Origin of the sequence: Nitratireductor luteus (assembly GCF_026162365.1) — a bacterium.
GTDB lineage: Bacteria > Pseudomonadota > Alphaproteobacteria > Rhizobiales > Rhizobiaceae > Chelativorans > Chelativorans luteus.
On sequence record NZ_JAOANW010000006.1, the window covers coordinates 30426 to 46955 of the forward strand.

Sequence of the window (16530 nt, forward strand, 5' to 3'; positions counted from 1 at the left end):
CATAACATCATGCTATTCTTGAAGCCCAACCTAAAACGCCGACGGGTCGGTCTCGCGGATGCCGTCGTCAGGTAGGAACCGCAGAGACGCTGCGGGCGATCAGGTTTGCCCAACTCCGCGCCTCGGCCCGGCCGGTGATGAGATCGTTGCGGATCTCGAATTCAACGCAGGGGATGCCGCGCCTTTCCCCGTGCACGGGGATGGCATAATCGGTCTCGTCGCCGACAGCGTAGGGCTCGTTCACGCCCACGCATAGCTCCGTGCTATCCTGGAGCCACCGGGCGATGGCGGGGGCGAAGCCGCGGTCGCGGTTGAAGAGCACGCCGATTTCCCACGGGCGGGACCGGCCGAGATAAACGGGTGTGAACGTGTGAACGGTGATCAGTTTCGTCGGCAGCCCCTTCTCCTGCCGCGCATCGAGGGCGACGGTGATGGCGTCGTGAAACGGCCAGAAAATCTCGTCGGCCCGCGCTTGCTTGTCCTCCTCCGAAAGGTTCCGGTTTCCGGGGATGGCGGTTGCCTCGCTTATATCCGGCGTGAAGGCGGAAACACCCGGTTGGCGGTTGCAATCGCAAACGAGGCGGGAGTAGCGCTGGGTGAAAAGCGGCGCGGCGAGAATTTCCGACAACGCTACCGCAACCGCCTTGGCGCCGATGTCCCAGGCGATGTGCCGGCATCTGTCTTCCTCCGACAGGCCCATGGTGCCGAGGCTTCGGGGGATGCGCTTGCCAGCATGCTCGCAGACAATCAGATATTGCGATCGGGCGGCTTCATTGAACACCTCCAAAGGATGCGGTTCGCTCATCGCCAACACCCGCCCCCCGGTCGCCTCTTGCAAATCACACACGCTGGTCGCTCCGTGGATATTTTGTATGAAATGGTACAAATAGGTCACTTTGATTGCAAGATGTATCTTTTTGTTGACGCGCGTCCACGGCCCGGCCTATCGTCGTCTGCGAAAAAGGGAGCACGATTGCCGTGAGTGACGCGCCGGTTATCGAGGCCAGCGGGCTGGAAAAGCGATTTGGTGGACTCGTGGCCGTCGACGGTTACGACCTCAAGCTCGACCGGGGCGATCTGGTCGGCCTGATCGGGCCGAATGGGGCGGGCAAGACCACCGCCTTCAACCTCCTGACCGGGGTTCTGAAGCTTTCATCGGGGAGCATCCGCATTGCCGGCCGCGACATGACCGGTGCTTCGCCCCATGCGCTGGCTCGCGCCGGGCTTGCCCGGACATTCCAGAACATAAGGCTGTTCGACGACCTGAGCGTCCTGGAGAACGTCATGTGCGGCGCGCATATGCGGCATGGCGCGAGCACGGTTTCCACCATGCTGCAACTCCCTTCCTTCTGGCGGGCGGAAGATACGCTGCGCAGGGTCGGCCGCGACATCGTGGAGCGCATCGGCCTTGCGGCGCTAGCAGACCGGCGCGCCGGCGACCTTTCCTATGGCGACCAGAGGCGCGTGGAGATCGGCCGCGCGCTGGCCGGCGGGCCGGCGGCACTGCTGCTCGACGAGCCGGCCGCCGGGCTCAACCCTGCCGAAACGCAGGATCTCGTCGGCTTCATCCGCCAGATCAACGAGGAGTTCGGCATCGCCGTGCTGGTCGTCGAGCACGATATGCACCTTGTCATGGGCCTGTGCGACCGGGTGCAGGTGCTCAACCGCGGCAAGCTCATCGCCGAGGGCACACCGGCGGCGGTGCAGGGCGACCCCGCCGTGATCGAGGCCTATCTGGGAACCGGGCGCAAGGAAAAGGCCCATGCTTGAGATACGCGACCTCAACGTTTTCCGGGGCGCTACGCATGTCCTCAAGGGGGTCTCGTTCCAGGTGAGGGAAGGGGAGCTGGCGGCGCTGATCGGCGCCAACGGCGCGGGCAAGTCCACGACGCTTCTGACCCTCTCGGGACTGCTGCGCCCACGCTCGGGAACGGCTATCTTGCGAAGCGGCGGCAAGGAATTCGATCTGACCCGGCTGGCTTCGGAAAAGATCGTGCGCGCGGGCCTGATCCACTGTCCCGAGGGACGCCAGATATTCCAGTCGCTGAGCGTGGCCGAGAACCTGGCGATGGGGGCCTATGCCCAGCGCGACAAGGTACGGATCAGGGAAACGCTCGACGAGGTTCACAGCCTGTTTCCCATCCTTGCCGAGCGCGCGGGCCTTGCCGCCGGATCTCTTTCGGGTGGGGAACAGATGATGCTGGCCATCGGCCGGGCGCTTCTGGCGCGGCCGCGAATGCTGCTTCTCGACGAGCCGTCGCTGGGCCTTGCGCCGCAGGTTGTGGAGAAGATCTTCGACGTCATCGCACGGCTGAAATCCACAGGCGTCACCATTCTCCTCATCGAGCAGAACGCGGCGATGGCGCTGGAGGTGGCCGACGCCGCCCATGTGATGGAGAACGGGCGCATCGTCCTTTCCGGCACGGGCGCGGAGTTGGCCAGCAACGACCGGGTGAGACAGTCCTATCTCGGGATCGCCGCATGAGCCAGTATCTGTTCCAGCAACTCATAAACGGGCTGGCGCTGGGCAGCCTGTATGCACTGGTGGCCATCGGCTTTTCGATGATCTACGGCATCGTCCGCCTCATCAATTTCGCTCATGGCGACCTCGTGATGATCGGTGCGTTCTCGACGCTGGCGCTGGTGACCGCCGGCGTACCCTGGCCGCTGATCCTCGTCTTCGTGCTCACGATCGGGGCCATCGCGGGCATGACCATCGAGACGATCGTTTTCCGGCCGATACGCGGCGCAAGCCAGGTGACCGGCTTCATCGCGACGCTCGCCGTCTCCATCGCCATCCAGAACAGCGCCTTGATGATCCTTTCAGGTCAGCCGCGCAACTTCCTGTTTCCGGCCGGGATGCGGCAGCGCGTCGGGCTCGGCGGCGTCAATGCCTCGCTGACGGATATCGTCATCATTGTCCTCACGCTGGCGCTCATCGCGGGCCTTTTCCTGATCGTCTATCGAACGCGGCTGGGCACGGCGATGCGAGCGACGGCTGAGAACCTTACCGCCGCGCGCCTGATGGGTGTCGCCGTGAACCGGACGATACTGGCGGCCTTTGCCATTGGCAGCGCGCTGGCCGCCGTGTCCGGGCTGTTCTGGGGCGGCAAGTTCGGCCAGATCGATCCGCTGCTGGGCTTCGTGCCGGGGCTCAAGGCGTTCGTCGCCTGCGTCATCGGAGGCGTCGGATCGATAGGCGGGGCGATGATGGGCGGCTACATTCTGGGGCTTGCGGAAGTATTGTTCGTCGGCCTGCTGCCGCAGGAATTTTCCGGCTATCGCGACACGTTCGTCTTTCTGCTTCTGATCGTCATCCTGCTCGTGCGGCCGTCCGGCCTGTTCGTGCGCCAGACCGAGGAGCGGGCTTGACATGGCGGCGACCCAGGAAGTGAAACCTTCGAACGACACGGCGGTGGGGACGGTCGTGCCGCGCGGTGGATTTATCGCCGCCGCGCTTACCGTGCTTGCCGCCGCGGCAGCCGTGTTCGCGGCCCAGCACGGTTTCAGCGCCTATGTCGTAACCTTGCTGGCGCTGCTCTTCATCAATGCGGCGCTCGCGGTTTCCTTGACCCTGACCAATGGGCTCACCGGGCTGTTCTCGCTCGGGCACCCGGCCTTCATGACCATCGGCGCCTATGTTGCCGCCATCCTGACATTTTCGGCGCGGCGCAAGGGCTCCATGCTGCCCGACCTGCCGGAATGGCTGGCGGCGACGGAACTCTCCATGCTGCCGGCGCTGCTGATCGCCGGGCTTGCCGGCGGGCTCGTCGCGCTTGCCATCGGCGGCGCTGTGCTGCGCTTGAAGGGTCACTATCTGGCCGTGGCCACGCTTGGCCTTATCATCGTCGTCCAGGGGCTGGCCACCAACTGGGACGGCATCACCCGGGGCGGGGCGGGGCTCAGCGGCCTGCCCCGGCATGTCAATGTCTGGTGGGCCTTCGGCTTCCTGGTTTTCGTGGTGGCGCTGACCTGGCGGATGAAGTTCTCGTCGCTCGGCAGGGCTATGATGGCTGTTCGGGAGAACGAGCTGGCGGCCGAGTGCAGCGGCATCAACGCCGCCCGGCTGAAGATCCTGGCCTTCGTCGTCGGCGCCGTTCTCGCCGCCATGGCGGGGGCGCTGCTTTCCCATCTCATCAGCGTGGTCACGCCCAAAACCTATTCCGTGCTTCTGGCCTTCAACATCGTCGTCATGGTGGTGATCGGCGGATCTGGAAGCATCACCGGGGCGCTGGCTGCGGCCGCCGCCATTACCATCCTGTCGGAGTCCCTGCGGCCGGTGGAGGAAAGCGTCGGCCTTTACGGCCTGAGCCAGGTGATCGTGGCGCTGTGCCTGATCCTGGTTCTCTATCTGAAACCGGCGGGTCTGTTCGGCAGCGGGGAGCCGGCTGTCGTGCGGCGCCTGTTCAGCGGGAGGAAAGAACCATGAGCGCGCCGCGCGCACGGGACGTCTATGAAAGGCGGGAGCAGCCGCTGCATGCCGAACGCTGCGGCCTGCTGGTCGTCGATGTCCAGAACTGGGTCATGGACGAGGAGAACCGCCAGCCGAGGCCGGAGTTCTACAGGGCGGCACGCGGCCATGTCATCGCCAATATCGCGCGGCTGATCGACCGGGCGCGGGTATCGGGTGTTGAGGTCATCTATACGGTGATGGAAAACTTCACCGAGGACGGGCGCGACCGCAGCCTCGATTACAAGCTGTCGAACTTCTTTATCGCCACGGGATCGTGGGACGCAAAGGTCATCGATGAAGTCGCTCCGCGCGGCGACGAAATGGTCATTCCGAAGACCTCGTCCAGCCTCTTCAATTCCACCAATTTCGAGTATCTCGTCCGCAATATCGGGCTGGACACGATCATCGTCGCCGGCTTTCTCACCGACCAGTGCATCGACCACACTATCCGCGACGGGGCGGACCGGGGGTTTCATATGATCTGCGTGAAGGATGGCTGCGCGACCGATACCCATGCCCGCCACGAAGCCGCGCTCAATGCCTTCAAGGGATACTGCCGCATGGAGACCACCGACAGCCTCCTTGCGGCGATGGAGCGCGATTTCGGCAGGTGAGGCTCAGTAGGCCAGCCGGTACTTCTCGCATTGCTGCTCCGGCGACAGGTCCTTCATGAGTTCCGTCTCGAAACGCTTGTGCGTCAGATAGGCCGAGACCAGTTCCTCGCCGAACAGCGGCCGCAGCGCCTCCTCCTTCTCGAAGAGCTCCAGCGCCTGGGGGAGCGACCAGGGCAGGCGCACGATGCCGAGGGCATCGCGCTCCCCATCGCTCAGATGCTGGGGCGGCTTGGGGCAGACCTTGGGCCGTTGCAGCTTCCTGTCCAGCCCGTAGAGGCCTGCCGCCACCATGGCGCCCAGCACCATGTAAGGGCTGGCTGCGGCATCGGCGGCGCGGAACTCGAAATGAAACTGTCTCGAAACATCTCCGCCGGCACCGGGAAACACCGGGCAGATACGCAATCCCGCCTCGCGGTCGCAGTCGCCGAGATTGTTGTAGGCCGCGCTCCACCTGTTGGGCGTCAGGCGCAGGTAGGAAATGGTTGAAGCCGCCGTCACCGCCGTGATCGCCGGCATGAGCTCCAGCATGCCTGCAAGGAAGCTCGCGGCGGTTTGCGACACGCCATCCTGTGCGGAAGGATCGTGGTTGACCGGCGTGCCGTCCGCCGCCCCCATCAGGCTGAAATGCACGTGAACGCCGTTGCCCACGGCATCGGGCCGCAGGATCGGCGTGAAGCTGGCCCGCGTACCGGCTTGATGAGCGACCGCGCGGCCGACTTCGCGCACGGCGACGGCCTGATCGGCCGCCGATACGCCCTCGGCCGGCCCGACCGTCACTTCATACTGCATCGGTCCGTATTCGGGCATGAAGGTGTCTATCTCCAGGCCCGCCGCCTTGAGGGCGCCGAGATAGGTTTCGGCGAAGCGTCCCTGCCGGCGGAAGGAGTCCAGTGCGTAGCTGGAATTGGGCCTTTCCTCGATGTCCTCGAGCATGAACTCATGCTCGAAAGCGGCCTTGATCTTCAGCCCGTGGCGTTGCTCGAGTTCGTCCAGCATCCGCTTGAGGAAGCCGCGAGGGCAGACGCTCCACGGCGTGCCGTCGAGATTTTCGATGTCGGCCATCATGAAATGGAGCGCGGCGGCCTCGGGGCCGAGATCGGTGCGGATGCGGGTAGCCTCGTCGGGCATCAACACGGTATCGCCGTAAGGCCCCCAGGGGCTCGGCGCGATCGGGCCGTGCGCCGTGATCATGCTGTTGGTCGGGGTCCAACCGATCCCCTTTCTGAGCCGATCCTTCAGGTCGGAAGCGGGAAAGCCTTTTCCCCTAATCTGGCCGGCAAGATCGGCCGTGCACAGCATGATGACTTCTTCGCGTATCATCGATCCCTCATGTTCTTCGGTTTGATCGGGCCCTGGGCGAAGGCGCCTTCGGCCAACCGCGAGCGCAGATCCTCAAGCGTCTCGATCCGCTGTTTGCCAGTCGTGTCCGCTTTGCCGGCGGCCGCGCCGACAAGCGCTTCGGCGACGCCCATGCCCACAGTGAGCACGTCGAAGATCGACGGCGATTCCACGGGGAAGGTCAAAACGAGGTCGGCCGAGCGCGCGGCTGGCGATTGCCAGATGTCCGTCAGCAGGATGACCGTCGCACCGCGCCTTGATGCGGCATGGGCAAACTGCACGACATCGTCCTGATAGCGGCGGACGTCGAGCACCACGAGGACGCTGCCGCGGCCCATGTCCAGGAGACGTTGCGGCCAGCTCTGCGTCTGTCCGCCGATCGGATAGACCTTGCCCCGCACCGCCATCAAAAGATCGCCCATGTAGCGCGCCACGTGGGACGAATAGCGCCCACCCAGGAGGTGGACATCACGTTTCGGGTCGGCCAGGAGCGTGGCGACGCGGTCGAACTCCTTCTCGGAAATGAGTTCCGGCAGGGCACGAAAATGCTCGGCCATGCGGTTGCTGGTGCGCGCCAGGAAAGATGCCTGGGCCGCTTCGTCGCGCACCTTGCGCTCTCCGAAGCGCAGCAGGGGCGATTGCAACGTCTCCTCGATATGGCTGCGGAGCGCCTCCTGGAAATCGGCATAGACGGGGAAGCCGAGCCGTTTTACCAGGCGCAGAACGGTGGCCGTGCTGACTCCGCTCTGGCTGGCAAATTCGGCCACTGTCGTGAGGCCTGCCATAGGGTAATTGGCCATCAGATGACGCGCCGCCCGCGCCTCGCGGCTGCTGAGTTCGGGCAGCGCCCGTCGCAGATCCTCCAATACGCTCATCGGTTCCTTTCCGCCTTCCAGCGCCACGGCACATTCTGTATCAAATCAGACAAATTGGCGTTGTGAAAGAAAAAATGTATCATTCGATTGACGACACCCCCTAGCAGAGTCATGCTACCTCCAGCGCATGAGGTTTGTGAGGGCAGCTTGCGTAAGAGGGTGAACAATCAACGACAACCAGGGAGATTGGCATGAAAGGATTGATAGCCGCGTCGGTGGCCTTGGCCGCCATGGTGGGTGCAGCCCATGCACAGGAAACCATCAAGATCGGTGCACTCTACAACGTGACGGGCGGCATGTCTTCGCTCGACGGTCCCTCGTTGAAGGGCGCGCAGCTTGCCGTGAAACAGATCAACGCGGATGGCGGACTGCTCGGCCGGCAGGTCGAACTCATCGCCCCCGATGGCAAGACCGACCAGCAGGAGACGGCCAAGGCCGCGCAGCGCGTTCTCTCCGAAGGGGTGGTGGCCGGCATCGGCCAGTCCGACACCACCTTCGTGATGGCCGGTGCACCGCTGTTCCAGGAACAGGGCGTGCCTTTCGTCACATCGGGCGCAACCCATCCGGAACTGCCGCAATGGGTCGGCGACTACATGTTCATGACGCCGTTCGGCGATGACGACCAGTCCTACGCAATCGCCGACTACACCTATGACAAGCTCGGCGCGCGCACCGTCGCCGTGTGGACCGACAATTCCATGGACTTCACCAAGGCGCTCAGCAAGTTCTTCATCGAGAGGTTCGAAGAGCGAGGCGGTAAGATCGTGGGCACCGACACCTTCATGATGGGCGACACGGATTTCTCTGCCCAGATCGCGCGCCTTGCCTCCATCGATCCGGCGCCGGACGCCGTCTTCGTCTCAGCCATTCCTTCCGAAGCCGGGCTTTCGGTGAAGCAGATTCGCGAACAGGGGATTACGATGCCGATCGTTTCGGGCGACGGTTTCGATACGGAACTGGTCGCGACCGTGCCGGGACCGGAACTCGCCGATGACGTCTACTTCTCCACCCACACCTATCGCGCCGACGATCGGGAAGAGGTGAAGAAGTTCATCGAGGACTACAAGGCCGAGTACGGCATTGAGCCGGAGAACGCTTTTGCACCCCTTGGCTATGATGCGATGATGCTGGTCGCCGATGCGATCCGCCGCGCGGGATCCGCCGAACCGGCCGATATCCGCGATGCGCTGGCCGAAACCCGCGGTTTCAAGGGCGTGACGGGCGAGATCAGCTATACGCGCGAAAGCATGGTGCCGCCGAAGCCGGTTTCCATCATCAGCGTGCACAACGGCGAATATCAGGTCGAAGAAATCTGGACGCCGGGGGCCAACTAGCTGCTCGCTTTTGTTCGGCTGACGGGGCCGCCAGGCCCCGTCTCTTTCCTTACTGTGCGCGAACATCATACAACGGCGCACAGGCCATTCCATCCTGGAGAAAATGCCAATGAGCAGCCAAGCCGGCGGCACCCTTGCGCGCCATGAAGGGCGAGACAGGAAGCTGGAGCCGCGGAAGACCGCCGTGCTGGTCGTCGACGCGCAGAACGCGGAACTCGAGCCCGAGATTTTCGAGAACCATCCCGAGTTCGCCGCCGCCCTGAAGAGCCGCGCGCTGCCGGCCATGCGCAGGCTTCTGGAGGCGGCGCGGGGCAGGGGCCTGGAAGTGATCTACACCGTGATCGAAGCGTTGACGAAGGACGGCAGGGACCGTTCGCTGGACCACAAGCTGTCGAATATTCTCGTACCCCGGGGGTCGCGGCTTGCCCAGGTGATCGAGGATGTCGCGCCGCAGGATGATGAAATCGTCCTGCCGAAGACGTCGTCGGGCGTCTTCAATTCCACCAATCTCGACTATGTGCTGCGCAATCTCGGCATCGAGAATGTCATCGTCGCCGGCTTCGTCACCGATCAATGCGTGGACATGGCCATCCGCGACGGCGCCGACCGGGGCTATTACATGGTCTGCGCGCAGGATGCCTGTGCGGCCTATACGCAGGAACGGCATGAGACCGCCTTGCGGGCTTTCGGGGGATATTGCCGGGTGCAGGATGTCGAGGAGATCGTGAGGGATCTTTGAGCGATGGGATTACCGCATCGGCCCGAAAATCGGCATCGGTTTTCGGAAAGCGCGATGCGTGACCCGAAGGTGTTCGAGCGTCGTTGCGTAGCGTCCGAACGGACGATGGCCCTCTAACGCTCCCGCGTGTCCCGCCGCCGCAAGAGATAGGTGTCCATGATCCAGCCCTTGGCGGCCCGTGCGCTTGCGCGGGCTTCCTCGATTTCTTGCGCGACATCGCCGAGCCTGCCGGCGATGGCGATTTCGTCCGGCGTGCCGAGATAGGCGCCCCAGAAAATGTCATAGGCATCGCCGGGAAGATCGAGGAAGGCGCAGCCGCCGTCCAGCATCACCAGCGCCGTGTCGGCGTTTTGCGGGAATCCTTCCGCAGAAAGCTTTCGCCCGGTGGTGATGTGCACCGCCCCGCCGATAGTGTTGAGCGGCATTCCATGGCTCGCCGCCAGTGCCTGGATGCTGGTGATGCCGGGCACGACGTCGAGCATGAGTTCCATTCCGGTATCGGCGCGCAGCCGCTCGACGATGCGTAGCGTGCTGTCGTAAAGCGATGGGTCGCCCCAGACGAGAAAGGCGGCATGGCCGTTCTCGCCTGTGTGCTCGGCAAGGAGAGCCGCATAAAGGTCGGCGATGGCCGCGTGCCAGTCGTCGACGCCCCTGCGGTAGGAAGGATCACCCGCATCGCGCACCGGCAGGTCGAATTCGATGATGCGGGCGGCGGGGTTGGCGAGGAAACGGTCGCAGATCGCACGGCGGAGGTCGGCAAGGTCCTCCTTGGCGGCGCCCTTGCGCGGGATGAGGACGACATCGGCGCGGTTCAGCGCACCGACGCCCTGCACCGTCATGTGCTCAGGATTGCCGGTGCCGATGCCGATGATGGAGAGCCTGCGCATCGATGACCCTATCCGTCCGAAACGCCGGCCTCGGCAAAGGTCGCCATGCCGTTGTGGCAGGCGACCGCGCCGCGCAGGACGTTGATCGCCAGACAGGCGCCGGAGGCTTCGCCGAGCCGCATGTCGAGGTCGAGCAGCGGGACCATGCCGAGGGTGGCGAGCAGCTTCCGATGCCCCGGCTCGGCCGAGACATGGGCGGCCAGCGCATGCGCCAGGCCTGCCCCGTTCAGGCTGGTGAGCGTGGCGGCAGCCGCACCGCAGACGAAGCCGTCGAGGAGCACGGGAATGCGTTTGCGGCGCGCTGCGAGCAGCGCGCCGAACATTGCCGCAATTTCGCGTCCGCCAACGCAGCGAAGGGCGGCGAGCGGGTCGGAGAGCATCGTGCCATGGCGGGCTAGCCCGGCATCCACCGCCTCCGCCTTGCGGGCCAGGCCGGCATCGTCGACGCCGGTGCCGCGACCAACCCAGTCCGCGCCCCTGCCGCCGAGCAGGGCGGCGGCGACCGCGGCGGCGGCGGTGGTGTTGCCGATGCCCATCTCGCCAAGCGCGACGAGGTCGGCCTGTTCCGGCACGGCATCATGGCCGGTCTGCACGGCGGCGAGGAACTCGGCCTCCGTCATCGCCGGCGCCCGGGTGAAATCGGCGGTCGGCCGCTCGATGTCGAGGGGCGTTACGGTGAGGGTCGCACCGGCCTGGCGGGCAAGCTGATTGATGGCAGCGCCGCCGGCGGAAAAATTCGCCACCATCTGCGCCGTGACCTCGGCCGGAAAGGCCGAGACACCGCGCGCGGTCACGCCGTGGGAGCCGGCAAAGACCAGCACATGAAGCGTTTCGAGTCGCGGCAGGTGCCGTCCCTGCCAGCGCGCGAGGAAGATCGCGGCTTGCTCCAGCCGGCCGAGACTGCCGGGCGGCTTGGTCAGCGTGTTCTGACGGGCGGCTGCCTGCTGCGCCGCGTCTTCGTCGCCCGCCGGTAGCGAGAGACAGGCGTCGCGCAGTCCTTCGATCGTCTTGAACTGGGTCATGAAATGTCCTTCAGGTAAAATGGAGCGTCGCCGCGAGCAGGGTGAGCGTTTCGGCCGCCTGCTGCAGCGCGCCGAGAACGTCGCCGGTCTGGCCTCCGATCTGCCGCTCCGCCAGACGTTTGACGAGAAACAGGCAGAGTGCCAGGAGCGGCGCGGCGATCAGGAAAAGGCCGGTGCCCGCGACAAGCAGGACACCACCGCCGATGAGGAGCGCGAAGAAAACGGCGCGGCCGTCTGGCTTGCCGGCGCCGGCCGAAAGTCCGTCGTCGCGCGCGGGCGGCTGAAGCGCCATCAACGCCGGCATCAGCGCGCGCGAGACGGCATGGGCGGCGATCAGCGCCGGCAGGGCCGCCGAGGCCAGCGCCGTCAGCGCCGACCAGCGCAGGAGGATGGAAAGGACGAGCGCCGCGACGCCATAGGTGCCGATGCGGCTGTCCCGCATGATGGCGAGCTTGCTTTCGCGCGTCGTTCCGCCGCCGAAACCATCGGCGACGTCGGCCAAGCCGTCCTCGTGCAGCGCGCCGCTGAGCCCCATGGTTGCGGCCAGGGCCAGCGCGGCGGCGACGGTCGCGGGCAGGCCCAGCCACAATGAGAACAGGAGCACCAGCCCGCCCGCCGCACCGATGAGGCAGCCTGCGACGGGCGCAGCCCATTGCGCGGCGGCGAAGCCGCGCTCCGGCATCCCGAAAGCCGGCAGCGGCAGGCGGGTGTAGAAGCCGATACAGGCGGCGACGTCACGCAGGAGCGCGCTGGCAGGAGAGGCCGTCATCGCTCAGCCTCGCGCGATTGCATGGAAATAGGTGCCGGACACGTTTCCGCGCCGGGCGCCCGAGGGGCCGAGGGCGCGGCCCTGGCCGTCGGCCAGTTCGGCAAGCGGCTGGTCATTCCCTGGTTCGACCAGCCGCGAATAGTGGAACTCGTGGCCTCTTATCGTCTCGCCGGCTTTGCCTATGGGGCAGTCGCGCGTCAATCTCGCCTGCCGGTAGCCGAGATTCATCTTGCGCTTTGCGTAGCTCGTTACATGGTTGAGCAGGCTGAGCATGGGATGCGTTATCCCGTCGGCATCCTCCAGCGCGCGGCCGAGCACCATGAAGCCGCCGCACTCGCCATGCACCGGCCGCGTTTTTGCGAAGGCACGCATGCGGACGCGGAAAGTCTCCGCTTCCGCCAGCCTTCCGGCATGAAGCTCCGGGTAGCCGCCGGGCAGCCAGCAGGCATCGGCGGACGGGTCGGGCCCTTCGTCGGCCAGCGGCGAAAAGGGCAGGAGCTCGGCCCCGGCCTGGCGCCAGTGCGCCGCCACATGCGGATAGACGAAGCTGAAGGCGCCGTCCTGGGCGATGGCGATGCGCTGTCCGGGGGGTGGCAGCCTGTGGTTGGTCATGACGGCGGGCACGGACAGAGGGGCGGCGGCGGCCAGCACCGCATCGAGATCGATGGATTCCTCCATCACATCGGCCAGCCGCTCGATGAAGGCTTCCAGCGCGTCGTGCTCGCTCGCCTGCACGAGCCCCAGATGCCGCTCCGGCAGGGCCATGTCGGGGTTTCGGTGTACCGCGCCCAGCACTTTCATGCCGATCGCCTCAATGGCATCGCGCGCCATCGTTTCGTGCCGGGCGCTTGCCACCTGGTTGAGCACGATGCCGGCGATCTTCACGCGCGGATCATAGGCCGCAAAGCCCTTGGCGAGCGCCGCCGCAGTCTGCGATTGGCCGGAGACGTCGAGGATGACGAGCGCGGGCACGTCGTAAAGACGGGCGATGTCGGCGGCGGCGCCGGATCGTCCTGGTTCCGAAACGATACCGTCGAACAGGCCCATGGCGCTTTCGATCAGCAGCATGTCGGCATCCGCCGCCTGGCCTTTGGCAAGGTGCGCCAGAAGGTCGGGATGCATCGCCCAACTGTCGAGATTGACGCCGGGATGACCGGTGGCGGCCATGTGGAAGCCGGGATCGATATAGTCGGGACCGGATTTGGCGCCGCGCACGGCAAGCCCGCGCCGCCGCAGGGCGCGCATCAGGCCGATGGTCACGCTGGTCTTGCCGGACCCGGAGCGGGCCGCACCGACGATGAGCGCGCGGGCGGTCATTGGAGTTCCTTCCTGAGAGCCACGATCCCGCCGATCACGATGATCGCCGGCGAACCTAAACCCTGCGCCTCGGCCTCCCGCACGAGGCTTTCGAGATCGGTGACGAGGATGCGCTCGCGGCGCGTGGTGGCGTCCATGATGAGGGCGGCCGGCGTTTGCGGTGCAAGGCCGCCCCTGGCAAGCGCGTCGGCGATCAGGGCCAGCTTGTGCATGCCCATATAGATGACGATGGGCTGGCCGGTCGCCGCCAGCGCCGCCCAGTCGAGATCGTCGGCATCGCCGGCGGCATGGCCGGTGGCGAAAACGATGGCCTTGTTGACGCCGCGCATGGTTGCCGGGATGCCGGCACCGGCCAGCGCGCCCACCGCCGAGGTGATGCCGGACAGGAAGCGGAAAGGGATGCCCGCACGGGCGAGCACGAACGCCTCCTCGCCGCCGCGGCCGAACATGTTGGGGTCACCGCCCTTGAGGCGCAGCACGCGGCGGCCGGCTTTTGCCTCTTCGACCAGCAGGCGGTTGATCTCGTCCTGGCTGGTGGAAGGCTGGCCGGCCCGCTTTCCCACATAATGGTGCTCGGCCTGCGGCGCCGCCTTCAAAACGGAGCGGTCGACCAGCGCGTCGTAGATCACCGCGTCCGCCGTGCCGAGAGCCGCCAGCACGTCGAGCGTGAGGCAGCCAAGACCGCCCGGACCGGCGCCTGCCAGCCAGACGTGGCCGGGTTCGAAATCGGCCGGCTCGAAGCCGAGCCGGGCCAGGGCGTCGACCGTGCTCATAGGCCCTCGCGCCCCCGGAAACGCCGCTGATACTCGGCGCTGTAAAGTGCACTCTCACGGAAATCCCGGGCCGTCAGGCCAGGGCCGACAAAGATCAGCGCCGTGCGGTCGATGGGGTCCTTCGCCACCTCCGCCTCAATCGTTTCGAGCGTGCCGCGCACCACGCGCTCGTCTGCCCAGGTGGCGCGCACGACGATGGCGACGGGGCAATCGCCGCCGTAGAAGGGCGTGAGCTCGGCCACCACGCGGTCGAGCGCGTGGATGGCCAGATGAATGGCGAGCGTCGCGCCGGTGGCGGCGAAGGCGGCTAGGTTTTCGCCTTCGGGCATCTTCGATGCGCGGCCGGATACCCGCGTCAGGACCAGGCTCTGCGCGACTTCGGGAATGGTCAGTTCGCGACCCAGTGCCGCCGCGGCTGCCGAAAAGGCCGGCACGCCGGGCGTCAGTGTATAGGGAATGCCCAGCCGGTCGAGACGGCGCATCTGTTCGGCAACGGCACTCCAGACCGACAGATCGCCCGAATGGAGCCGCGCCACATCCTGTCCGGCCTCATGGGCGGCCATATACTCGGCCTCGATCTCGTCGAGCGAGAACGGTGCGGTGTCGACGATGCGTGCGCCCTGCGGGCAATGCGCGAGCAATTCCTTCGGCACCAGCGAGCCGGCATAAAGGCAGACGGGGCAGCGTGAAAGAAGATCGCGCCCGCGCACGGTGATGAGATCGGCAGCGCCCGGTCCGGCGCCGATGAAATGAACGGTCATGGTTGGTTTCCGGTTGTGGCAATGGCGCAGGTGACGCCCTCCCGCACGAGCCTTGGCCCGAGGAGACGGGCGGTGGCGCCGCATGCGGCAAGGGCGGCGGCTTCGGATGCCGAGCCGACGCCGGTTGCGTGGAGGGAAGCGGGGGAGACGGTGAGGCAGCGCCCTGCGGCGGCTTCAAGAGCTTCCTCGCTGGCGACGATCAGCGGCAGGTCGAGCTGGCTTGCCGTCTCGTGAAAGCCGGCCTCGTCCTTCTTGCGCGGCACGGTGGCGAGTGCGGTAAGGTCGGCGCGCGCGAGGCGGTGATGCGCCAGCGCGGCGTCGAGGGCGGCCAGAACGGCCTTCCGTGTGGTGTTGCTCGTGCTGCCGAGCCCGGCGCAGATCATGGCTTGCTCCAGCGCCATTGCATGACGGGCAGCGCGGGGCGCATGGCCGTCATGCCGCCGACGGGCGCGGCGCGCGCGATGGCGATCTCGATGAGTTCGCCGCCCCGCCGGGCATGAAGCTCGATGAGCATGACGCGCATCTCCAGCGTTACGGCATTGGCGACCAAGCGCCCGCCGGTGGGGAGCGCTTCCATGGCGGTTTCCGTGATGCCGGGGATGCTGCCGCCACCGCCGATGAAGATCGCATCGGGCGTCGGCAGGCCTGCCAGCGCCTCCGGTGCCGTTCCCGTCACCACTTGCAGGTCGGGCACGCCGAAGCTTGTCGCGTTGCGGCTGATGCGTTCGGCACGCGGGGCATCGGCTTCGATGGCGATGGCGCGCAGGGAGGGATGCTGGCGCATCCATTCGATCGAGATCGACCCCGAGCCCGCGCCGATGTCCCATAGAAGCTGGCCACGTTTCGGCTGAAGGGCGGCAAGCGTGACGGCGCGCACCTCCGGCTTGGTGATCTGGCCGTCATGCTCGAACAGGGTGTCGCCCAGTCCGGTGCCGAGCGGCAGGATGCGGGCGCCGGCCGAGGCGGCAACCTCGACGGCGATCAAGTTGAGATCGTCGAAGGTGGGGGCGCCGAGGTCTTCGGCGGTGGATAGCGTGTGGCGTTCGCGCGGTCCGCCCAGCGCTTCCAGCACATGGAAGCGCGATGCGCCGAAGCCTTCTTCCGCCAGCAATGCCGCGATCTCGGCGGGTGCTTGCCCGTCGGAAGTGAGAGCGATGATGCGGCGGCCGGCGTGCAGCAGCGGGCGGATCAGAGCGATGGGCCTGCCATGCAGCGAGACGGTCTCCACTTCCTGGAGCGGCCAGCCGAGACGGGCCGCGGCAAGGCTGAAGGCGGACCGCGCGGGCAGGACGTGCATCTCGGCGGCAGTGATCCGCCGGGCCAGCGTCGCCCCGACGCCGAAGTGGAACGGATCGCCCGAGGCGAGCACGCAGACACGGCGGCCGCTGAGCGCGGCGATGTCGTCCAGCCCTTTCGCGAAAGGCGTGGGCCATGGGCGTTTTTCACCGGCGATCAGGGTTTCGGCCAGCGCCAGATGACGATGGCCGCCGAAGACGAACTCCGCCTCGCCGATGGCGGCCTTGGCGGCCTTGCTCAGGCCTGCAACGCCGTCCTCGCCGATGCCGACGATGGTAAGCCATCTCGACGACGGGTGTTGGCGGGCGGCCGACCCCGTTCCCAAAGCGGCCTCTTTTGCCCTAGAAGACAT

18 protein-coding genes are annotated in these 16530 nt (G+C 66.1%); 7 read left to right on the forward strand and 11 right to left on the reverse strand.

The window, feature by feature from the left end:
• Window positions 1-67: 67 nt before the first annotated feature.
• Window positions 68-805 carry an N-formylglutamate amidohydrolase gene (locus N1058_RS09035; RefSeq protein WP_265517191.1) on the reverse strand — a complete coding sequence of 246 codons (738 nt, stop codon included), beginning with the start codon at window positions 803-805 and terminating at the stop codon, window positions 68-70.
• Between the two features lie 173 nt (window positions 806-978).
• Between N1058_RS09035 and N1058_RS09040 the strand changes: the two genes are divergently transcribed.
• Genes N1058_RS09040 through N1058_RS09060 form a run of 5 tightly spaced genes read left to right on the forward strand, consistent with a single transcriptional unit; the run spans window position 979 to window position 5067 of the window.
• Window positions 979-1770 carry an ABC transporter ATP-binding protein gene (locus N1058_RS09040; protein ID WP_265517192.1) on the forward strand — a complete coding sequence of 264 codons (792 nt, stop codon included), beginning with the start codon at window positions 979-981 and terminating at the stop codon, window positions 1768-1770.
• The gene (locus tag N1058_RS09045; RefSeq protein WP_265517193.1) at window positions 1763-2485 is read left to right on the forward strand and encodes an ABC transporter ATP-binding protein; all 723 of its coding nucleotides are present in this window, start codon (window positions 1763-1765) and stop codon (window positions 2483-2485) included. The genes N1058_RS09040 and N1058_RS09045 overlap by 8 nt, the downstream gene beginning before the upstream one ends.
• Window positions 2482-3372 carry a branched-chain amino acid ABC transporter permease gene (locus N1058_RS09050; RefSeq protein WP_265517194.1) on the forward strand — a complete coding sequence of 297 codons (891 nt, stop codon included), beginning with the start codon at window positions 2482-2484 and terminating at the stop codon, window positions 3370-3372. The genes N1058_RS09045 and N1058_RS09050 overlap by 4 nt, the downstream gene beginning before the upstream one ends.
• 1 nt (window position 3373) lies before the next feature.
• Window positions 3374-4429 carry a branched-chain amino acid ABC transporter permease gene (locus N1058_RS09055; RefSeq protein WP_265517195.1) on the forward strand — a complete coding sequence of 352 codons (1056 nt, stop codon included), beginning with the start codon at window positions 3374-3376 and terminating at the stop codon, window positions 4427-4429.
• Window positions 4426-5067, forward strand: a complete 642-nt coding sequence (locus N1058_RS09060; protein ID WP_265517196.1) for a cysteine hydrolase family protein — start codon at window positions 4426-4428, stop codon at window positions 5065-5067. The genes N1058_RS09055 and N1058_RS09060 overlap by 4 nt, the downstream gene beginning before the upstream one ends.
• Before the next feature lie 3 nt (window positions 5068-5070).
• On the opposite strand, the gene N1058_RS09065 is transcribed toward N1058_RS09060, so the two are convergent.
• Window positions 5071-6387: a type I glutamate--ammonia ligase gene (locus N1058_RS09065; RefSeq protein WP_265517197.1), complete on the reverse strand. Its 1317-nt coding sequence runs from the start codon at window positions 6385-6387 to the stop codon at window positions 5071-5073.
• Complete coding sequence (locus N1058_RS09070; protein ID WP_265517198.1) at window positions 6384-7280, reverse strand: MurR/RpiR family transcriptional regulator; 897 nt, start codon at window positions 7278-7280, stop codon at window positions 6384-6386. Before N1058_RS09070 ends, N1058_RS09065 begins: the two co-directional genes overlap by 4 nt.
• Window positions 7281-7471: 191 nt before the next feature.
• Between N1058_RS09070 and N1058_RS09075 the strand changes: the two genes are divergently transcribed.
• Both N1058_RS09075 and N1058_RS09080 read left to right on the forward strand, forming a co-directional pair.
• Entirely contained in the window at window positions 7472-8614 is a 1143-nt protein-coding gene (locus N1058_RS09075; protein WP_265517199.1) for an ABC transporter substrate-binding protein, read from the forward strand.
• Window positions 8615-8723: 109 nt separating this feature from the next.
• Window positions 8724-9353, forward strand: coding sequence for a cysteine hydrolase family protein (locus N1058_RS09080; protein ID WP_265517200.1), 630 nt, complete (start codon window positions 8724-8726; stop codon window positions 9351-9353).
• 113 nt (window positions 9354-9466) lie between these two features.
• On the opposite strand, the gene cobF is transcribed toward N1058_RS09080, so the two are convergent.
• From cobF to cbiE, 8 genes are read right to left on the reverse strand one after another with little or no spacing between them, the layout of a single operon-like run.
• Window positions 9467-10240: a precorrin-6A synthase (deacetylating) gene (gene cobF, locus N1058_RS09085; RefSeq protein WP_265517201.1), complete on the reverse strand. Its 774-nt coding sequence runs from the start codon at window positions 10238-10240 to the stop codon at window positions 9467-9469.
• A gap of 8 nt (window positions 10241-10248) precedes the next feature.
• Window positions 10249-11262, reverse strand: coding sequence for a nicotinate-nucleotide--dimethylbenzimidazole phosphoribosyltransferase (gene cobT / locus N1058_RS09090; protein ID WP_265517202.1), 1014 nt, complete (start codon window positions 11260-11262; stop codon window positions 10249-10251).
• Between the two features lie 10 nt (window positions 11263-11272).
• Window positions 11273-12031: an adenosylcobinamide-GDP ribazoletransferase gene (gene cobS / locus N1058_RS09095; RefSeq protein WP_265517203.1), complete on the reverse strand. Its 759-nt coding sequence runs from the start codon at window positions 12029-12031 to the stop codon at window positions 11273-11275.
• A 3-nt stretch (window positions 12032-12034) separates the two neighbouring features.
• Entirely contained in the window at window positions 12035-13348 is a 1314-nt protein-coding gene (locus N1058_RS09100) for a cobyrinic acid a,c-diamide synthase CobB (RefSeq protein WP_265517204.1), read from the reverse strand.
• Complete coding sequence (cobA, locus tag N1058_RS09105) at window positions 13345-14121, reverse strand: uroporphyrinogen-III C-methyltransferase (RefSeq protein WP_265517205.1); 777 nt, start codon at window positions 14119-14121, stop codon at window positions 13345-13347. The genes N1058_RS09100 and cobA overlap by 4 nt, the downstream gene beginning before the upstream one ends.
• Window positions 14118-14882 (reverse strand): precorrin-4 C(11)-methyltransferase, encoded by a 765-nt coding sequence (cobM, locus tag N1058_RS09110; RefSeq protein ID WP_265517206.1) that lies wholly within the window; start codon window positions 14880-14882, stop codon window positions 14118-14120. The genes cobA and cobM overlap by 4 nt, the downstream gene beginning before the upstream one ends.
• A complete protein-coding gene (locus N1058_RS09115; RefSeq protein WP_265517207.1) occupies window positions 14879-15265 on the reverse strand; it encodes a cobalamin biosynthesis protein in 387 nt (128 codons plus the stop codon). The genes cobM and N1058_RS09115 overlap by 4 nt, the downstream gene beginning before the upstream one ends.
• On the reverse strand, window positions 15262-16530 hold the full coding sequence (cbiE, locus tag N1058_RS09120) for a precorrin-6y C5,15-methyltransferase (decarboxylating) subunit CbiE (RefSeq protein ID WP_265517503.1): 1269 nt from the start codon (window positions 16528-16530) through the stop codon (window positions 15262-15264). Before cbiE ends, N1058_RS09115 begins: the two co-directional genes overlap by 4 nt.